The sequence below is a fragment of the Raineyella antarctica genome (genome assembly GCF_900092135.1).
GTDB classification, from domain to species: domain Bacteria; phylum Actinomycetota; class Actinomycetes; order Propionibacteriales; family Propionibacteriaceae; genus Raineyella; species Raineyella antarctica.
In genome coordinates this window covers 1-17,096 of the sequence record NZ_FMYF01000002.1, presented here as the reverse complement: position 1 = coordinate 17,096, position 17,096 = coordinate 1, and the positions used below count along the sequence as shown (strand labels likewise).

General features: G+C 72.6%; 14 protein-coding genes. 8 read left to right on the top strand and 6 right to left on the bottom strand.

Translation table 11 applies throughout. The features are described 5' to 3' along the window. The first annotated feature begins 8 nt into the window (after positions 1-8). Both benC and GA0111570_RS02540 read left to right on the top strand, forming a co-directional pair. The gene (gene benC, locus GA0111570_RS02545) at positions 9-2,762 is read left to right on the top strand and encodes a benzoate 1,2-dioxygenase electron transfer component BenC (protein WP_092606088.1); all 2,754 of its coding nucleotides are present in this window, start codon (positions 9-11) and stop codon (positions 2,760-2,762) included. A gap of 143 nt (positions 2,763-2,905) precedes the next feature. Next, positions 2,906-5,662: a helix-turn-helix transcriptional regulator gene (locus GA0111570_RS02540; RefSeq protein ID WP_092606086.1), complete on the top strand. Its 2,757-nt coding sequence runs from the start codon at positions 2,906-2,908 to the stop codon at positions 5,660-5,662. A 15-nt stretch (positions 5,663-5,677) separates the two neighbouring features. Here the strand turns inward: GA0111570_RS02540 and GA0111570_RS02535 are convergent, their stop codons facing one another. The 3 genes from GA0111570_RS02535 to GA0111570_RS02525 form a co-directional block, all read right to left on the bottom strand. Beyond that, positions 5,678-6,472: a CPBP family intramembrane glutamic endopeptidase gene (locus tag GA0111570_RS02535; protein WP_245702993.1), complete on the bottom strand. Its 795-nt coding sequence runs from the start codon at positions 6,470-6,472 to the stop codon at positions 5,678-5,680. Further along, positions 6,469-7,305: a sugar phosphate isomerase/epimerase family protein gene (locus GA0111570_RS02530; protein ID WP_092606082.1), complete on the bottom strand. Its 837-nt coding sequence runs from the start codon at positions 7,303-7,305 to the stop codon at positions 6,469-6,471. Before GA0111570_RS02530 ends, GA0111570_RS02535 begins: the two co-directional genes overlap by 4 nt. Positions 7,306-7,407: 102 nt before the next feature. Further along, positions 7,408-8,403 (bottom strand): Ppx/GppA phosphatase family protein, encoded by a 996-nt coding sequence (locus GA0111570_RS02525; RefSeq protein WP_092606080.1) that lies wholly within the window; start codon positions 8,401-8,403, stop codon positions 7,408-7,410. 38 nt (positions 8,404-8,441) lie between these two features. Here GA0111570_RS02525 and GA0111570_RS02520 point away from each other — a divergent pair, with 38 nt between their 5' ends. The 5 genes from GA0111570_RS02520 (at position 8,442) to disA (ending at position 13,819) form a co-directional block, all read left to right on the top strand. Further along, a complete protein-coding gene (locus GA0111570_RS02520) occupies positions 8,442-9,335 on the top strand; it encodes a DUF3109 family protein (protein ID WP_092606078.1) in 894 nt (297 codons plus the stop codon). 57 nt (positions 9,336-9,392) lie between these two features. Beyond that, positions 9,393-10,037 (top strand): VOC family protein, encoded by a 645-nt coding sequence (locus tag GA0111570_RS02515; RefSeq protein WP_092606076.1) that lies wholly within the window; start codon positions 9,393-9,395, stop codon positions 10,035-10,037. Between the two features lie 129 nt (positions 10,038-10,166). Continuing rightward, a complete protein-coding gene (locus GA0111570_RS02510; protein ID WP_092606074.1) occupies positions 10,167-11,237 on the top strand; it encodes a histidinol-phosphate transaminase in 1,071 nt (356 codons plus the stop codon). A gap of 62 nt (positions 11,238-11,299) precedes the next feature. Then, a complete protein-coding gene (gene radA / locus GA0111570_RS02505) occupies positions 11,300-12,706 on the top strand; it encodes a DNA repair protein RadA (protein WP_092606072.1) in 1,407 nt (468 codons plus the stop codon). Between the two features lie 54 nt (positions 12,707-12,760). After that, complete coding sequence (disA, locus tag GA0111570_RS02500) at positions 12,761-13,819, top strand: DNA integrity scanning diadenylate cyclase DisA (protein WP_092606070.1); 1,059 nt, start codon at positions 12,761-12,763, stop codon at positions 13,817-13,819. A 39-nt stretch (positions 13,820-13,858) separates the two neighbouring features. On the opposite strand, the gene GA0111570_RS17540 is transcribed toward disA, so the two are convergent. Further along, positions 13,859-14,593: a hypothetical protein gene (locus GA0111570_RS17540; RefSeq protein WP_175557290.1), complete on the bottom strand. Its 735-nt coding sequence runs from the start codon at positions 14,591-14,593 to the stop codon at positions 13,859-13,861. A gap of 118 nt (positions 14,594-14,711) precedes the next feature. Between GA0111570_RS17540 and GA0111570_RS02490 the strand changes: the two genes are divergently transcribed. Next, a complete protein-coding gene (locus GA0111570_RS02490; RefSeq protein ID WP_092607062.1) occupies positions 14,712-15,587 on the top strand; it encodes an HhH-GPD family protein in 876 nt (291 codons plus the stop codon). Between the two features lie 17 nt (positions 15,588-15,604). Here GA0111570_RS02490 and GA0111570_RS02485 read toward each other — a convergent pair whose 3' ends face one another. Then, a complete protein-coding gene (locus GA0111570_RS02485) occupies positions 15,605-16,276 on the bottom strand; it encodes an HAD hydrolase-like protein (protein ID WP_092606066.1) in 672 nt (223 codons plus the stop codon). Between the two features lie 106 nt (positions 16,277-16,382). Further along, positions 16,383-17,096: AAA family ATPase (locus GA0111570_RS02480; protein WP_175557289.1), on the bottom strand; the 714-nt coding region annotated here is incomplete at its 5' end.

The window sequence follows — 17,096 nt, the reverse complement described above, 5'->3', positions numbered from 1 at the left end:
GGGGAGACATGTCTTATCAGGTCGCACTGACCTTCGAGGACGGCGTCACCCGCTTCGTCACAGCCGAAGCCGACCAGACGGTCGCAGAAGCCTCCTACCGTGCACGGATCAACATCCCCGTGGACTGCCTGGACGGCGCATGCGGCACCTGCAAGGCCTTCTGTGAGTCCGGTGACTACGATCCTGGCTACTACATCGAGGACGCGCTCAGCGAGGACGAGGCGGCACAGGGCTACTGCCTGCCGTGCCAGATGCGTCCCAAGTCGGACCTGGTGCTCCGGATCCCCTCGACGTCCGCGGTGGCGAAGACCGTGGCCGGCACCTTCCAGGCCACCGTCGTGGACATCCGGAAGTACTCCAGCAACGTCATCGGCTTCACCATCGAGGTGGAGAACCGGGACAAGCTGTCCTACCTGCCGGGCCAGTACGTCAACATCGACGTCCCCGGCACCGAGGAGACCCGCTCGTACTCGTTCAGCACCTCCCCGGACCAGCAGCGGCTCAGCTTCCTGGTGAAGATCACCCCCAAGGGGGCGATGTCCACCTGGCTCGCCGAGCGCGCCAAGGTCGGCGACCGGCTGACCCTGCACGGGCCGAACGGCTCGTTCTTCCTCCGCGAGGGCTCCACCCCGCTGCTGATGCTCGCCGGCGGCACCGGCCTGGCGCCGATCCTGGCGATGCTGCGGACCGCGGCCAAGGCGGGGAGCACCCGCCCGATGCACCTCATCTACGGTGTCAACACCGACGACGAGGCCGTCGAGCAGGACACCCTGGAGGAGCTGCGCACGCAGCTGCCGAACTTCACCTGGGACTACTGCGTCGCCGACCCCCAGGCGAAGGCCGAGAAGAAGGGCTACGTCACCGCCCACATGGACCCGAAGAACCTCTACGAGGGGAACGTGTCGGTCTACCTGTGCGGTCCGCCGCCGATGGTCGAGGCGGTGCGCAAGCACTTCCAGGCCACCGGCCTGGAACCGGAGGGATTCTTCTACGAGAAGTTCTCGCTGGCCAGCTCCTCGGCCTCCCGTGACCACGGGGTCGAGGTCCTGGAGCGCGAGCTCGGCGAGGTCCTGGCCGAGGAGGCCACCGAGACCTCCGTGCCCGAGGCCGCCCTCGTCGGGGCGTCCACCGGGTCCCTGCCGGCGGGTGCCGTCGGCCGGGTCGAACTGGCCCCCGTCGGTGCCGAGGCCCGGGCGAGCCTGCCGGGCGAGGCCCCGGCCGGGATCACCCCGCTCGGCACCGGCTTCGCCCGCCAGGACCAGGACGACACGGCGTTCCGCGTCGTCAGCCTGGAGCTGTCCGGGACGCGGGACGCCGCCGCCGAGTCGGCGACGCCGAGCGCGGCCGCCCTGGCCGCCACCACCGGTGACGACGCCTTCGTCGCCGTCGGCCAGTCGATGCGTACGCAGCGGGAGGTCCAGCCGCTGAACGAGACGGTGCAGGCAACCGTGGTCGCCCCGCAGGCGATCGCGGACAACGTGTCGGCGGACGGGTACATCATCGGCGAGGAGCACCCCTCGGTGCTCAAGTCCGACTCCCTCTTCAACGCCCGTACGGCGCTGGAGCTGGGCGTGATGGACCTGACGATCGGCCGGCTCACCAGCCAGCAGATCACCGGCTACCGGATGCTCGCCGACGCCTGCCGGCCCTTCATCAAGGGCGAGACGTTCGTCGACGCGGACGCGTTCACCGACGCCAACGCGGTGTTCCACGAGTACCCGTTCACCTTCACCGGCAACGAGCACCTGCTGGACGCCTACCGCCGCCTCGGCGTGGCCGGCCACATGCACGAGATGCTGCCGCACGGCTCCTGGTGCCACCCGGACATCATCTCCGACCACGACAAGATCATCGACGCCTTCGAGGCCGGCGACCGTGACCTGGCCCGGCGGCTCATCATCGAGCACGCCGAGCACGGCAAGGAGACCACCCGCAAGGCGATGATCGAGGGCGGCCTGCTGGAGGCCCCCGGCTTCGTCAGCCCGGGCCGGTTCACCGGCAAGGTGGTCATCGTGACCGGTGCCGCCCAGGGCATCGGCGAGCGGGTGGCCCGCCGGATCGCCGCGGAGGGCGGGCAGCTCGTGCTCGCCGACCGCGCCGACATCCTCGACGAGGTGCAGTCCTCGATCGCCCGCAAGGGCGGCAAGGTGACCTCGGTCAAGGCCGACCTCGAGACGTACGCCGGTGCGCAGAAGGTGGTCCGCAAGGCCATCGACACGTACGGGCGGGTCGACGTGTCCATCCACGTGGTGGGCGGGACGATCTGGCGCAAGCCGTACGAGGAGTACCAGGAGGACGAGATCGAGAAGGAGATCCGTCGCTCGCTGTTCCCGACCCTGTGGGCCTGCCGGGCGGTGCTCCCGCACCTGTACGAGCAGGGCCACGGCACGATCGTCAACGTCTCCTCGACCGCGACGATGGGCCTCAACCGGCTCCCGTACGCGGCGGCGAAGGGCGGCGTGAACACGCTGACCAAGTCGCTCGCGTTCGAGGCCGCCCCGCACGGCGTCCGAGTCGTCGCCACCGCCCCCGGTGGCACCGACGCCCCGCCGCGCCGGGTCCCCCGGGGTGGGGAGCCGCAGAACGAGGAGGAGCAGTCCTGGCACCAGGTGACGGTCGACCAGACCATCGAGTCCTCGCTGCTGAAGCGGTACGGGACGCTGGACGAGCAGGCCGCGGCGATCTGTTTCTTCGCCTCGGACGAGGCCTCCTACATCACCGGCACGGTGCTGCCGGTGGCAGGTGGTGACTTCGGCGGCTGAGGCCGCCCGACGCAGTGGCCCTCGTCTCCACCGAGGCGACTCCAGGCGCTGACCGGGGGCGAACGGCCATGGCGGCCCGGACGGGAGTGATCCTCCCGTCCGGGCCGTTCGTCGTCCCCGGCGCGGCGACCTAGGATGCAGGAATGGAACCGGCACAGGCGCCGCTCGTCGGCCGCGATCGCGAACTCGGCATCCTGGTGGACCTGTGCGAACGGGCCCTGGCCGGTGACCCCCGGGTGATCGTGGTGGCCGGTGCCCGGCACGTCGGCATCAGCGCCCTGGTCGAGGAGGCGATCCGCCGGGTCCGCCGGCTGCACACCCCGCCGCCCCCGTTGGTCCGGGTCTCCGGCCTGGCCTGGGAGCGCCGCTACGCCGGCGAGCTGGCCCAACGCCTCTGCCACGCCCCCGGCGTGCACTCCCCACTGCCCACCCTGGAGGGCAACGCCGACCCCGCGGCGGTCACCATGTCGCTGGTCGACCGGTTCCGCGACGGCTCGGCGAGCGGCCTGCTGGTCGTGGTCGAGGAGGGCCAGTTCGCCGACCCGCAGTCGTTGCGCGCCATCACCTCGGCCGTCGAGCGCCTGCACGACGAGCGGGTGGCCGTCATCCTCGCCATGGCCGACCCCCGCGCGGCCGACCCCGAGCTCGCCACCCTGCTGCGGGCGCACAGTGCCGGCACCCTCACCATCGCTGGCCTCGGCGCCGACGCCGTCCGGGACCTGGCCCGGGTGCACGGTGTACTGCTCAGCCCGGACGCGGCCCGGCGGCTGGCGGTCTACACCGGCGGCCTGCCCGGACTGATCGTCGAACTGCTCCAGGAGTTCCCGGACGTGGACTGGGAGACCGCGTACGAGGTGCCGCCGGCCCCGCGCAGCGTCCGCCAGGAGATGGAGGCGGTGCTCGGCGACAACGACGGCCAGGTCCGCGACCTGGTCCAGGCCCTGGCCGTCTCCGGGCAGGGCAGCCGGGCGGTCGAGGTCGCCGCCCTGGCGGGGATCGACGACATGCTGCCGGCGATCGACACCGCCCGGTCCAGTGGGCTGGTCACCGCCCGCAGCCACCAGGGCCAGCTGATGCTCTGGTTCACCAACCCGATGCTGGCCTCCGCGGCGTACGACGCGATCGACCTGGTCACCCGCCGGCAGTTGCACCTGGCGGCCGCCGAGCGGGCCACCGACGCGTACGAGCGCGTGCACCACCTGGCCGAGGCCTCCAACGGCCCCGATGCCGCCCTGTCCGAGGAGATCGCCGCCCTGGCCGAGTCGTACGCCGCCGTCGGCCGCTGGCGACAGGCCGGTGACTGCTGGGTGCTCGCCTCCCGGGGGCACCCCGACCGGGCCCTGTCCCAGGAGTACCTGGTGCTCGCCCTCGACGCGATCACCGGCTCCGGTGACCTGCACCTGGCCGAGTCGCTGGCGCACGAGGCGGAGGCCTTCCCGGTCACCACCCGCCGGGACGTCGCGCTCGGCTACCTCGCCACCCTGAAGGGTCGACGCGGGCGCGCCGAGCACCTGCTGCACCAGGCGCTGGACCACATCGCCGACGCCGATGCCGAGACCGAGGCGGTCACCGCCCACCGGCTGTCCCTGCACGCCCTGGGCGACTTCGACGCCGAGGCGCTGGTGCACTGGGGCGAGCGGTGCATCACCGTGGCCGACGGCGGCGGCCTGGGCCTGCTGCCGGCGGCGGTCGAGGCGCACACCCTGATCGGCCTCGGCCTGGGGGCCGCGGGCCGGGTGGCCGAGGCGGACGCGGCGTACCGGCGCACCCTGGAGGTCCTGGACACCGGCGCCCAGCGGCAGCGGGCCCTGATGGGCCACGGCTGGCTGGAGCTGGCCTGGGACCGCCCCCAGCAGGCGATCCAGGACTTCCAGGCAGCGATCCCACAGGCGCACTGGCAGGGCTCCTCCCGGGTCGCGCTCTGGGCGTCGGGCTGGCTGGCCCGGGCCTACCTGGAGGTCGGCGACTGGGACAGCGCGATGGCCGTGGTGAACCGAGCCACCGAGATGCTCGACCGGACAGGGATGGACCTGATCGCCCCGCTGATCCACTGGACCGGTGCCGAGATCAGCGCCCACCGGGGACAGCCGAAGGCCGCCGACTGGCACGTCGCCCAGGCCCTGGCGGTCAGTTCGGAGTACCTGATCGTCCGGCTGCCGACCGCGCTGGCCCGGGCCCGGGTCGCCCAGGCCGGCTCGGACCCCGACGCCACCCTGCACGCGATGGAGCCGATCGCGACCTCGCCCCGGCCCGCCAGCGTCGACGAGCCCGGGTTCTGGCCCTGGCAGGACGCCTGGGCCAACGCCCTGGTCCTCAAGGGCCGCCTCGACGAGGCGGACACCTTCCTGCGCCCGCACGAGGAGCGGGCCGAACAGGCCGGACGGCACAGCCAGATCGCCCGACTGGGCATGGCCCGGGGCCAGCTGCAGTCCCTGCAGGGGGACATCGACGCGGCCCGGGCGTCCTTCGAGACCGCCCTGGGCGCGATCGAGGAGTCGCCGTTCCGCTTCCTGCGCACCCGGATCAACTACCTGTACGGCCAGGCGCTGCGCCGTGCGGGCAAGCGCCGCGAGGCCGCCGTGGTGCTGCGCCGTGCCCTGGACGGCTTCGCCGCCCTGAACGCCGCGACGTACGTGGAACGCTGCCGCCGTGAGCTGCAGGCCGGCGGGGCCAGTGGGCAGCGCCCCGGCGGCTTCGACGTGGAGTCGCTGACCCCGCAGGAGCAGGCCGTGGCGCGGCTGGTCGCGCAGGGGCTGAGCAACGCCGATGCGGCCCGCGAGCTCTACATCTCGGTCAAGACCGTGCAGTTCCACCTCACCCGGGTCTACAGCAAGCTCGGGCTGCGGTCCCGCACCGAGCTCGCCGCGCACCGCTCCGAGCTCACCGACGCGGTCGACTAGGGCGGCCCGGACCGGTCAGATCCAGCCGACCCGCGGGGCCAGCACGGCGTAGCCGACGAAGGCCACGATGTCGATCACGGTGTGCGCGACGACCAGCGGCATCACCCGGCGCCACCGCAGGTAGACCAGCCCGAACACCACGCCCATCACCATGTTGCCGGCGAAGGCGCCCCAGCCCTGGTAGAGGTGGTAGGCGCCCCGCAGCAGCGCCGAGCAGGCCAGCACCACCGGGAGCGACCAGCCGATCCGGCGCAGCCGGTCGACCAGGTAGCCGACCACCAGCACCTCCTCGACGACGCCGTTCATCAGCGCCCGGGCGACCAGCAGCCCGATGGCCCACAGGCCGGTCCCGACGCCGGCGGCGGACACCTCGGTGTTCAGTCCGGCGGCCCGGGCCGCCAGGTACAGGCCGAGGCCGGGCACGCCGATGGCCGCCGCCAGCGCCAGCCCTCCGAGCAGGTCGCGCCGCCAGGTCCGGCGCCGCAGGTCCATCCCGATCGCCGACCAGGGCCGGGCGTGGTCCCGGGACAGCAGCAGGACGGCCAGCAGGACCGGCACCAGCGGGAGCACGGTCTGCACCACCTGGTACATCGCGTCGAGCCAGGCCCGGTCGGGGATGATCGTCGGGTTCAGCTCACTCGTCTGCTTGCCCACCCCGCCCGGCCGGGTGGACAGGTCGATGATCGCCAGCACCGAGTAGACCGCCGAGCGTCCCAGCGAGACCAGCAGCAGCAGGACGACCTCGAGGCCGTACGGCCACCGGGTGGCCGGGGGCGCGCCGGTACGGGCCGGGGTCCACACCGGTCTCACGGGCGGGGGGCGACGCCGACCGCGCGCTCCACCCGCTCGCGGGTCCAGTCGCGGGCGGAGGCGAGCACCCGCTCGCGCGCCGCCCTGCTGCCCGCCCCCCGGGTGTTGACCTCAAGGCACAGGTCGCCGGTGTAGCCATTGCCGAGCGCAAGGGCCAGCACCCCGTCGGCGTCCTGGCCGCCGGTCCCCGGGGACAGGTGCTCGTCCTTGTACGACCCCAGCCCGTCGGTGAGGTGGATGTGCTGCAGGCGCTCACCCCAGGCCGCGACGTAGGCGAGCGAGCGCACCTGGGCGGTCGCCGCGTGCGACAGGTCGAGGGCCAGGTGCTCGTACGGCTGGTTGGTCGGGTCCCAGGTGGGCAGGTAGGCCTGGTACTCCCCCGCCGGCGTACGCCAGGGGTACATGTTCTCCACGCAGAACCGGACCCCGGTCTCGGCCGAGACCGAGGCGATGCCGTGCACGAACCCGGTCGCGTAGTCGCCCTGCCAGCGGAACGGCGGGTGCACCACGATGACGTCGCAGTCCACGGCCAGGGCCATCTCCGCCGACCTGCGCAGCTTGTCCCAGTGCCCGGTACCGCGCCAGACGTGCTGGGTGACGACCAGTGTGGGGGCATGGATGGAGGTGACCGGGACCCCGTAGTAGTCGCGCAGCTTGATCACGGCCTCGACGTCCGCGGCAATCGGGTCGATCCCGATCATCACCTCCACGCCGTCGAAGCCGAGCCGGGAGGCCACCTCGAAGCCGCTGGCGGTGGACTCGGGGAACATCGACGACGTCGAGAGGGTCACGAGGTTGCGAGGACCACTGCCCTCGCCCAGTCGCTGGTCCATCTGCTGGTCCCTCCGGGATGCGGCCCGACGCCGTGCCGGGTCGAGGGCTGCCGTGCGGCGGCCACCTTCCAGACTACCGAGGGTCCGGCGAGCGGCAACCCGTCAGAGCGTGGCCGGGGCCCCCGCCTGCATCTCGCCCTCGCCGTGGTGCAGTGACCGGGCCCGGAGGCCGTCGCGCTGCCAGTACTGCAGGTGGTCCAGATGGTTCAGGATGATGCCCTCGCGCGAGGCCCACGGGCACAGTTCGACGGACTCGACACCGGCGAGCTCCATCGCCGCCTCGGCGACGATCGCGCCGGCGAGCAGCTGGGCGGCCCGGTCCTTGGAGACGCCGGGCAGCTCGGCGCGCTGTGCCGGGGACATCTCGGCCAGCCGCTCGACCCACTCGTGCAGGTCGGCCAGGTGCAGCTGCCGGCGTACGTACGGCCCCTCGCTGGAGGGGGCGGCCCCACCGGTGATCCGGCCCAGGGAACGGAAGGTCTTGGAAGTGGCCACCCACCGGTCGAAGGGGCTGCGGCGCAGCAGCTCGCCGACGACGGCGCCGATCTCGGCCCGGACGTGGCGCCGGCAGGCGGCAGCACCCCCCTCGTCCTTGAACATCCGGTACATCCGGCCCGCGCCCACCGGTACCGAGATCGCCACCTCGGGCTCCTCGTCGGAGCCGCAGGCCATCTCCAGCGAGCCACCCCCGATGTCGAGCACGCCGAGCCGGCCGGCCGACCACCCGTACCAGCGGCGTACGGCCAGGAAGGTCGCGCGGGCCTCGTCCTGGCCGGACAGGACCTTCAGCTGGACCCCGGTCCGGTCCTTGACGTGCTGGACGACCTCCTCGGTGTTCGAGGCCTCGCGCAACGCGGAGGTGACGAACGGGAGCACCTTGGAGCACCCGGTGGACTCGGCGAACTCCTTGCACTCCTCGACCATGTCGACCAGGACCCGGGTGCCCTCCTCGGAGAGCATCTCGTCAGAGGTGATGTGCTCGGCGAGCCTGAGCAGGCGCTTGTGGGAGGCGGCGGGGACCGGCGGGCCGCCGACCCGCGCATCCACCACGAGCAGGTGCACGGTGTTGGACCCGACGTCGAGGACTCCCAAGCGCATGGACCAACGGTAGTGCGCCCCGACCTAGGCTGGGGGCCATGTCCGCTGCCGAATCCGTCACGTCCCGGGTCCCCGAGCAGGCCGGCCCGGCCGGTCCGCGCCTCGCCGACGGCGAGGTCGCCGACGGGTTCCCGCGGACCTGGGTCGAGTTCGCCGACCCCGCCGACGACGCCCAGGTCTTCCGCTGCGACCTGACCTGGCTGACCTCGCGGTGGACCTGCCTGTTCGGCGCCGGCTGCCCGGGCATCTACCAGGGCCGTCCGTACGACGGGTGCTGCACCCTGGGCGCGCACTTCAGCGACGCCGAGGACGAGCAGCGGGTGGCCGGCTGGGTCGCCCGGCTGGACGACGGGCTGTGGCAGAACGCCGCGGCGTCCGGTACGGACGAGGACGGCACCCCGTGGCGGGCCGCCGACGACTGGGCGCTCGACGTGGTCGAGGAGGACGAGGAGGGTGACCCGGTGACCGAACGGGCGACCCGCCGCCTCGATGGTGCCTGCATCTTCCTCAACCGGCCGGGCTTCGCCGGTGGGGACGGCTGTGCGCTGCACCACCTGGCCGCGAGGGAGGGCGTGCCGGTCACCCTGACCAAGCCCGACGTCTGCTGGCAGCTGCCGATCCGGCGGCTGTTCCGGGAGGTGGAACGCGGCGATGGCACGACCTACACCGAGGTGACGATCGGCGAGTACGTCCGCTCCGGCTGGGGCTCGGGGGGCCACGACCTGAACTGGTACTGCACCTCCACCGCGGCCGCGCACGTCGGCGCCGAACCGGTGCACCGCTCGCTCGCCACAGAGCTGGGTGCCCTGATGGGGCCGGCGGCGTACGCCGTGCTGGCCGCGCACTGCGACGCGCTCGAGGCCGCCCGGCTGCCACTGGCGACGCACCCCGCGACCCTGCATGCACAAGGGCGTCTATCACACAAGTCTTGACAACCATTTCCGGACCCCCGTGCAGGGGTGCTAACAGGCAAGAGCACAATGGTTGCCATGCATGTTGACCACCTCTCGTACGCTGCGGGCCCCGAGGGACTCCTGGCCTCCGCCCAGTTCCTCAGCGACGCGCTCGGGGTGGACTCCCGCGACGGCGGATTCCACCCGCGCTTCGGTACCCGGAACCGCCTGATCCCCCTCGCCGAGGACCGCTACATCGAGATCGTCGAGGTGCTGGACCACCCGGCAGCCGACAAGGCGCCGTTCGGACAGGTCGTCCGGGCCCGCTCGGAGGCCGGTGGTGGCTGGATGTCGTGGGCGGTCTCCACCGACGACCTGGGACCCTTCGAGCGCAAGCTCGGCCGCGAGGCCGTCGTGGGCACCCGTCGCTTCCCCGACGGCCGCCAGCTCGAGTGGCGCCAGCTGGGTGTCAAGGGCCTGTTTGCCGACCCGCAGCTGCCGTTCTTCATCTCCTGGGTCAGCGAGCGCGAGCTGCTCCCGGCCGCGCTCAGTGCCGAGGCGCACGACGTGTCGCTGCGCTCGATCGAGCTGTCCGGGGACCCGGTCCGGATCACCGACTGGCTGGGCGGGGACCCGGCGACGCTGCTCGACGGGGTCGCCCTGGTGTGGAGCAGCCGCCACGGCCAGCCCGGGATCATGTCCGCAACCTTCCAGACCCCCCACGGCTCGGTCACCATCTGACCGGCCCAGGGCCAGCCACATCCCCTCACCTCCACCGGGCCCCGTCCCGCAGCGTGTAACACACCTGCGGGCCGGGGCCCGGTCTGGCGTAGATTCGGGCCTCACCCGTAGTCCCGAGGAGAAGAACAGATGGCCCTGACCCTGCGTCCCCACATCGCCGAGATGCCCGTCTACCGTGCGGGCAAGTCGGCGCAGCCGGGACCGGACGGCCGGGCCTGGAAGCTCTCCAGCAACGAGAACCCGTACGGTCCGCTGCCCGGCGTGCTGGAGGCGGTCACCGCCTCGCTGGCCGAGATGAACCGCTATCCCGATGCCGGCAACTCCGAGATCACCGCCGCCGTGGCGACCCGCCACGGCCTGGCCGAGGAGCGGGTCGCCTTCGGCACCGGGTCGGTCGAGGTGCTGGCCCACCTGATCGAGGCGACCTGCGGCCCGGGCGACGAGGTCGTCTATGCCTGGCGCAGCTTCGAGGCCTATCCGCTGGTCGTGCAGGTGCTGGGCGCCCGCAGCGTCCAGGTGCCGCTCACCGCCACCGGCGAGCATGACCTCGAGGCGATGCTGGCGGCGATCACCCCGCGCACCCGCGTCGTGATGCTCTGCACGCCGAACAACCCCACCGGCCCGGCGATCCCGCACGACGACATCGTCGAGTTCCTCGGCCGCGTCCGCGAGGACATCGTCGTGATCGTCGACGAGGCGTACGTCGAGTACGTCACCGATCCGGACGCCACCCGCGGGCTGGAGCTGTTCGGGGTGCACCCGGGCGTCGTCACCCTGCGCACCTTCTCCAAGGCGTACGGGCTGGCCGGGTTGCGGGTGGGCTGGATGGCCGCGGCGGATCCCGTGCTGGCGCAGGCCGTCCGGTCCGTGACGATGCCGTTCGCGATCTCCAGCCCGGCCCAGGTCGCCGTGATGGCCTCGCTGGCCGCCGAGCCGGAACTGATCGGCCGGGTCCGGGTGACCGTCCACGAGCGCGACCGGATCGCCGCCGAGCTGCGCGCCATGGGCCACGCCATCCCCGCCACCCAGGGCAACTTCGTCTGGTTCCCGGCCGCCGGCCGCACCGAGGAGTGGTTCGACGCGTTCCGGCACGCCGGGCTGATGACCCGCGCGTTCACCGGTGAGGGCCTGCGGGTCTCGATCGCCGAGCCGGACGCCAACGACCGGATCCTGGCGGTCGCCCGCGGCTTGCTGGCCTGAGGCGCTCCCGGCAGGAACCGCTCGCGGCAGGAAGTGTCAGGGGGCTCACCTAGGCTGCTGGCATGGCCCGCACCAAGACCCCCTCACGCGACGCGTACGTCTGTTCCGAGTGCGGCTGGACCACGGCCAAGTGGGTCGGCCGCTGCGGTGAATGCCAGCAGTGGGGCAGCGTCGTCGAGCAAGGGACCCGGACCAACTCCCTGCACCGCACCACCACGGCGGTCGCCCCGTCCCAGCATGCCGTCCCGATCTCCCAGGTCAGGGGCGAGGCGGCGCATCGTACGGTCACCGGGGTCGGCGAGCTCGACCGCGTCCTCGGCGGCGGGATCGTGCCGGGCGCGGTCGTGCTGCTCGCCGGCGAACCGGGCGTCGGCAAGTCGACGCTGCTGCTGGAGGTCGCCGCCGCCTGGGCCCGGCGCGGCCGTCGCACCCTCTATGTCACCGGCGAGGAGTCGGCTGCGCAGGTGCGGATGCGGGCCGAGCGCACCGCCGACCTGTCCGACGAGCTCTACCTGGCCGCCGAGACCGACCTCGGCACCGTGCTCGGGCACGTCGAGCAGGTCTCCCCGACCCTGCTCGTCGTCGACTCGGTGCAGACCATGCAGGCTGACACCGCCGACGGCACCGCGGGCGGGGTGACCCAGGTCCGCGAGGTCACCTCCACCCTGGTCCGGGCCGCCAAGCAGCGGCACATGGCGGTGGTCATCGTCGGGCACGTGACCAAGGACGGCTCGATCGCCGGACCCCGGTCGCTGGAGCACCTGGTGGACGTGGTGCTCAGCTTCGAGGGCGACCGGCACTCCGGCTTCCGGATGGTCCGGGCGACCAAGAACCGCTTCGGCCCGGCCGACGAGGTCGGCTGCTTCGAGATGCGCGAGAACGGGATCGTGGAGGTGGCCGACCCCTCCGGCCTGTTCATCTCCACCGGCGGCGCCGGGCAGCCCGTGCCGGGCACCTGCATCACCGTGACGGTCGAGGGCCGCCGACCCCTGCTCGCCGAGATCCAGTCCCTGGTCGCCAACTCGCCCCTCCAGGTGCCCCGACGGACCAACCAGGGCGTCGACGGCTCCCGGGTGGCGATGCTCACGGCGGTGCTGGAGCGCCGGGCCCGGCAGCCGCTGGGCAACAAGGACGTGTACGTCTCCACCGTCGGCGGGGCGCGGGTCTTCGACCCGGCGGCGGACCTCGCGATCGCGCTGGCGATCGCCTCCGGCACCCGCGACATCGGCCTGCCCCCCGCCCTGATGGCGCTGGGCGAGATCGGGCTGGCCGGGGAGCTGCGCCGGGTACCGGGCGTCGCGCGGCGGGTGAGCGAGGCGGTCCGGCTCGGCTTCCGCACCATCCTGGTGCCGGCCTCCTCCGAGGGCGACCTTGACCGGATGCCCGGAACCGTACGGGTGCTGGCGGTGGAGTCGGTCGGTGATGCGCTCGGCCTCTTCGGCCTGATGGGCGGGAACGGGCGGGCCTGACCCCGGTAGACTGTGCACACACATCCCCGAGCTCTCCAGGATCGAGACAGACAGGTGACCTCCGAGGACAACAGCCGGACCCGCCGGTTCCGGGCACTTACTGCCCCCGGAACGCCGCTGCGCCACGGCCTCGACCGCATCGTCAAGGGCCGTACGGGCGCCCTGGTGGTGCTGGGGTGCACCCGCGAGGTCGAGGGCGTGATGACCGGAGGGTTCCACCTCGACACCCCGCTGACCCCGCAGAACCTGCGCGAGCTGGCGAAGATGGACGGGGCGATAGTCCTCAGCAGCGACCTGACGCGGATCGTCGCGGCCGGCGTGCAGCTGATGCCCGACCCCACGTACGACACCGTCGAGACCGGTACCCGGCACCGCACCGCCGACCGGGTGAGTCGCCAGACCGGCGTCCCGACGGTGTCGGTGTCCGCCTCGATGCAGATGATCAGCCTGTTCATCGACGGGGAGCGGATGATGATCCCCGAGCCCGGGGCGATCCTCGGCCGGGCCGACCAGGCCCTGCGGACGCTGGAGCGCTACACGACCCGACTGAACGAGGTCACCAACCAGCTGTCGGCCCTGGAGATCCGTGACCAGGTGACCGTGCGGGACGTAGGGGTGGTCCTGCAGCGGCTGGAGATGGTGCACCGGATCGACGTCGAGTTGCGCGACTACGTGATCGAGCTCGGCACCGAGGGGCGGTTGATCAACCTGCAGGTCCGCGAGCTGGAGTCCGGGCTGGAGAACCTGACCGAGATGCTGATCGAGGACTACCGCGACGAGGCCGCCGGGATCACGTTCAACCTGGAGGCCCTGGGCTCGCTGAGCACCGCCGAACTGGTCGACCTGACCATGATCGAACGCGCGGTCGGCTTCGGCACCTCCGACCTGGAGAACCAGCTGTACCCGCGCGGCTTCCGCCAGTTGTTCCGGATCAGCTCGCTGCCCAAGGCGGTGGCCGCCCGCCTGCTGGAGCACTTCGGCTCGCTGCAGGAGATCTTCTCCGCCTCGCTGGGCGACCTGCAGGCCGTCGACGGCGTCGGGCTCCGGCGCGCCCGGGCCATCCGCGACGCCCTCGCCTGGATGGCCGAGGCCGAGTTCGACGAACTCGCCTGAGCCGTCCCGGTCCGGATCGAGGGACGGGCACCCGGCGGGTCAGCGGACCGCGAACGCCTTCTTGGCGGCTGCGGCCCCCTGGACCTCGGCGGTCGCGACGTACGTACCCGGCCGGATGTCCGAGGATGCGAGCTTGCAGCCGGGGTAGGAGCGCCGGCCCTGCCAGTCGACCTTCGCGGACAGCGCCTGGCCCGGCTGGACCACCGTGGGCGCCACCTTGGTGAACCATGCCGGGCAGTCCTTGGTGGACCAGATCCGGTCGGTGCCGGACTGGATCCGCAGCTCCGCGGTCGCCGGCTCCCACCCCATCGTGCATGCGGTCGACGCACCGTTGGTGAGCGTCACCGTGAACGTGCTGGCCTTGCCGACGAGCGCGCCGGCGCCACCCGCGACGGCGACCCGAAGATCGGTGGCCTGGCAGGCGGTCGGGGCGGAGGGCGTCGGCGAGGGCTGCGGGGTCACAGCTGCGGCGGCCGTCGCGCCTGGTGTCGGGGTGGACCCCGGGGTGGGGGTGCCGCCCGGGGTGGGCGTGGCTCCGGGCGTGGCCGTGGCACCGGGGGTCGGGGTGGCAGCGGGGGCGGCTGAGGCGGTGGGGTCGCCCAGCAGCAGGGTGCTCGGGGTCGGGCTCGGCACGGCGGTCGGGCCGCTCCGGCCCGGGCGGGTCGCCGCGATGATGATCAGGGCGACCAGCACGACCACGACGGCGATCGCGGCCCGCCGCATCCAGTAGACCTGTGGGTCCTCGGGACCGATCGGGCGCAACAATCCGCTCATGGCCCCAGCCTACGGAAGGCGGTCGTCCCCCGACCGGAGGCGCGCCCTCGCCTAGGCTGGCGGGGTGCCCGAACACCTCCACCCCCCGACCATCGGGACCGCCCCCGACCCGGCGGTCGTGGTCGCCCGCACGCTCGACTGGTACGCCGGGCAGGCGCGCGACCTGCCCTGGCGCCGTCCCGACTGCTCGCCCTGGGGCGTGATGGTGAGCGAGTTCATGCTGCAGCAGACCCCGGTGACGAGGGTGCTGGGGCCGTGGCAGGCCTGGCTGGACCGCTGGCCGACCCCGGCCGCCCTGGCCGCCTCACCGGCCGGTGAGGCGGTCCGGATGTGGGGCCGGCTGGGCTACCCGCGCCGGGCCCTGCGGCTGCACCGGGCCGCGCAGGCGATCGTCGACGACCATGGCGGGCAGGTCCCCGCCGACCTCGAGGAGCTTCGGGCCCTGCCCGGGGTCGGCGACTACACCGCCGCCGCGGTGGCCTCCTTCGCGCACGGGCGGCGGGCCGTGGTGCTCGACACCAACGTCCGCCGGGTGCTGTCCCGGGTGGCCGCCGGGGAGGGCCAGCCGCCGGCCCACGTACGCGCCTCCGAACGCGCCCGGGCCGAGGCCCACCTCCCCCGGGCCGCCGGGCGGGCGGCCCGCTGGGCGGCAGCCTCGATGGAGCTGGGGGCGCTGGTGTGCACCGCCCGCAACCCGCGTTGCGAGGCCTGCCCGCTGGTCGACCTGTGCACCTGGAACCTGGCCGGCCGCCCGGAGGAGACGTACCGACCCCGGACCCAGTCCTACGAGGGGACCGACCGGCAGTGCAGGGGTGCCGTGCTCGCGGTCCTGCGGGACGCCGCCGGCCCGGTCGCGACCACCGAACTGCGGACCGCCTGGCCCGAACACCGCGCGGGTGGTGCGGACCAGTTCGAGCGGGCCCTCACCTCACTGGCCGCGGACGGCCTGGTCACCGCGATCGGTGCGGAGCACTGGGCCCTGCCAGGGGACTGACCCACGTCACGGCCCGGTCAGAGACCCAGCAGCCGGACCAGGTCGGCCGCATCGGTCGCCACGGCCAGGGCCTGCGCCCGCTCCTGGGCGCCGCCGTACCCCCAGCCGACGATGATCGTCGGCAGGCCGTGCACGGCCGCCCCCACGATGTCGTGGATCTTGTCCCCGACCATGATCGAATCCCTGGTGTCGGCCCCGGCCCCGGCCAGCTGGCGCAGCGCATCGGCGACCACGGCGGCCTTGTCCGCGTTGGCGTCACCCTCCCCCGCGCCGCAGATCGCCACGAACCGTTCCTCCAGGCCGTGGTGGGCGAGTAGCTCCCGGGCGTGCGTCCGGCGCTTGGAGGTCGCCACCGCCAGCGGCGTCCCGGCCGCGGCGAGGGCGTCGAGCACCGGCCGGGTCTGGTCGAACAGCGGCGCCTCGAACATCGTGGCGGCGTAGACCTCCCGGTAGTGCGCCACCGCCTCGTCGACGTCGATCTCCGGCGCGAGCTCGGCCAGGGTCGCCCGGATCGGCGGACCGACGAAGCGCCGCAGGTCCTCCGGGTCGTACGTGTAGCCGTAGTCCGCAGCTGCCCGGGCCAGTGCCCGGGTGATCGTCGCGGCGGAGTCGAGCAACGTCCCGTCCAGGTCGAGCAACACGGCGGTCGGGCGCGGATCGAGACGACGATCGGAGGTGAGGGCGAACATGTCGCCAGCCTAGGCGACGGGGAGCGGTGTCCCCGATCCGATCCGACGCGGAGCGACAGGACCCCCGGCACGTATCGTGCCGGGGGTCCTGGTCGATCAGCTGGGCTCAGCTGGCGGTGGCGTCACCAGTGTCGGTGACGTCCTCCACGTGCGGGCCCTCACCCTCCAGGGCGACCGGAGGGGTGTCCGGCACCTCGGACTGCGGGACGCCGCGGAAGGTGAACGGATCCTCCGAGCCCGGGGCCGCCACGTCGACGAGTACGACCTCGCCCGGCTGCAGGTCGCCGAACAGGATCTTCTCGGCCATCGGGTCCTCGACGTCGCGCTGCAGCGCACGGCGCAGCGGACGGGCGCCGAGCACGGGGTCGAAGCCGCGCTTGGCGATCAGGTCCTTGGCCGCCGGCGTCAGCTCGATGCCCATGTGCTTGTCGCGCAGGCGCTCCTCCACCTGGGCCACCATCAGGTCCACGATCGACTTGATGTTCTCGAGGTTCAGCTGGTGGAAGACGATGATCTCGTCGATACGGTTCAGGAACTCCGGACGGAAGTGCTGCTTGAGTTCCTCCGAAACCTTCGCCTTCATCTTGTCGTACGAGGTCTCGTCGTCATTGCCTGCGGAGAAACCGAGGCTGACGGACTTGTTGATATCGCGCGAACCGAGGTTCGTGGTCATCACGATGATCGTGTTCTTGAAGTCCACGACCCGACCCTGCGCATCGGTCAACCGGCCCTCGTCCAGGATCTGGAGCAGCGAGTTGAAGATGTCCGGGTGGGCCTTCTCGATCTCGTCGAATAGCACCACCGAGAAAGGCTTGCGGCG

Excerpts from the sequence above, each read along its gene's own strand:
- radA (WP_092606072.1), top strand. The coding sequence starts at position 11,300 with ATGGCCCGCACCAAGACCCCCTCACGCGACGCGTACGTCTGTTCCGAG.
- benC (WP_092606088.1), top strand. The coding sequence starts at position 9 with ATGTCTTATCAGGTCGCACTGACCTTCGAGGACGGCGTCACCCGCTTC.
- GA0111570_RS17540 (WP_175557290.1), bottom strand. The coding sequence starts at position 14,593 with ATGAGCGGATTGTTGCGCCCGATCGGTCCCGAGGACCCACAGGTCTAC.
- GA0111570_RS02510 (WP_092606074.1), top strand. The coding sequence starts at position 10,167 with ATGGCCCTGACCCTGCGTCCCCACATCGCCGAGATGCCCGTCTACCGT.
- GA0111570_RS02515 (WP_092606076.1), top strand. The coding sequence starts at position 9,393 with ATGCATGTTGACCACCTCTCGTACGCTGCGGGCCCCGAGGGACTCCTG.
- GA0111570_RS02520 (WP_092606078.1), top strand. The coding sequence starts at position 8,442 with ATGTCCGCTGCCGAATCCGTCACGTCCCGGGTCCCCGAGCAGGCCGGC.
- GA0111570_RS02485 (WP_092606066.1), bottom strand. The coding sequence starts at position 16,276 with ATGTTCGCCCTCACCTCCGATCGTCGTCTCGATCCGCGCCCGACCGCC.
- GA0111570_RS02525 (WP_092606080.1), bottom strand. The coding sequence starts at position 8,403 with ATGCGCTTGGGAGTCCTCGACGTCGGGTCCAACACCGTGCACCTGCTC.
- GA0111570_RS02540 (WP_092606086.1), top strand. The coding sequence starts at position 2,906 with ATGGAACCGGCACAGGCGCCGCTCGTCGGCCGCGATCGCGAACTCGGC.
- GA0111570_RS02530 (WP_092606082.1), bottom strand. The coding sequence starts at position 7,305 with ATGGACCAGCGACTGGGCGAGGGCAGTGGTCCTCGCAACCTCGTGACC.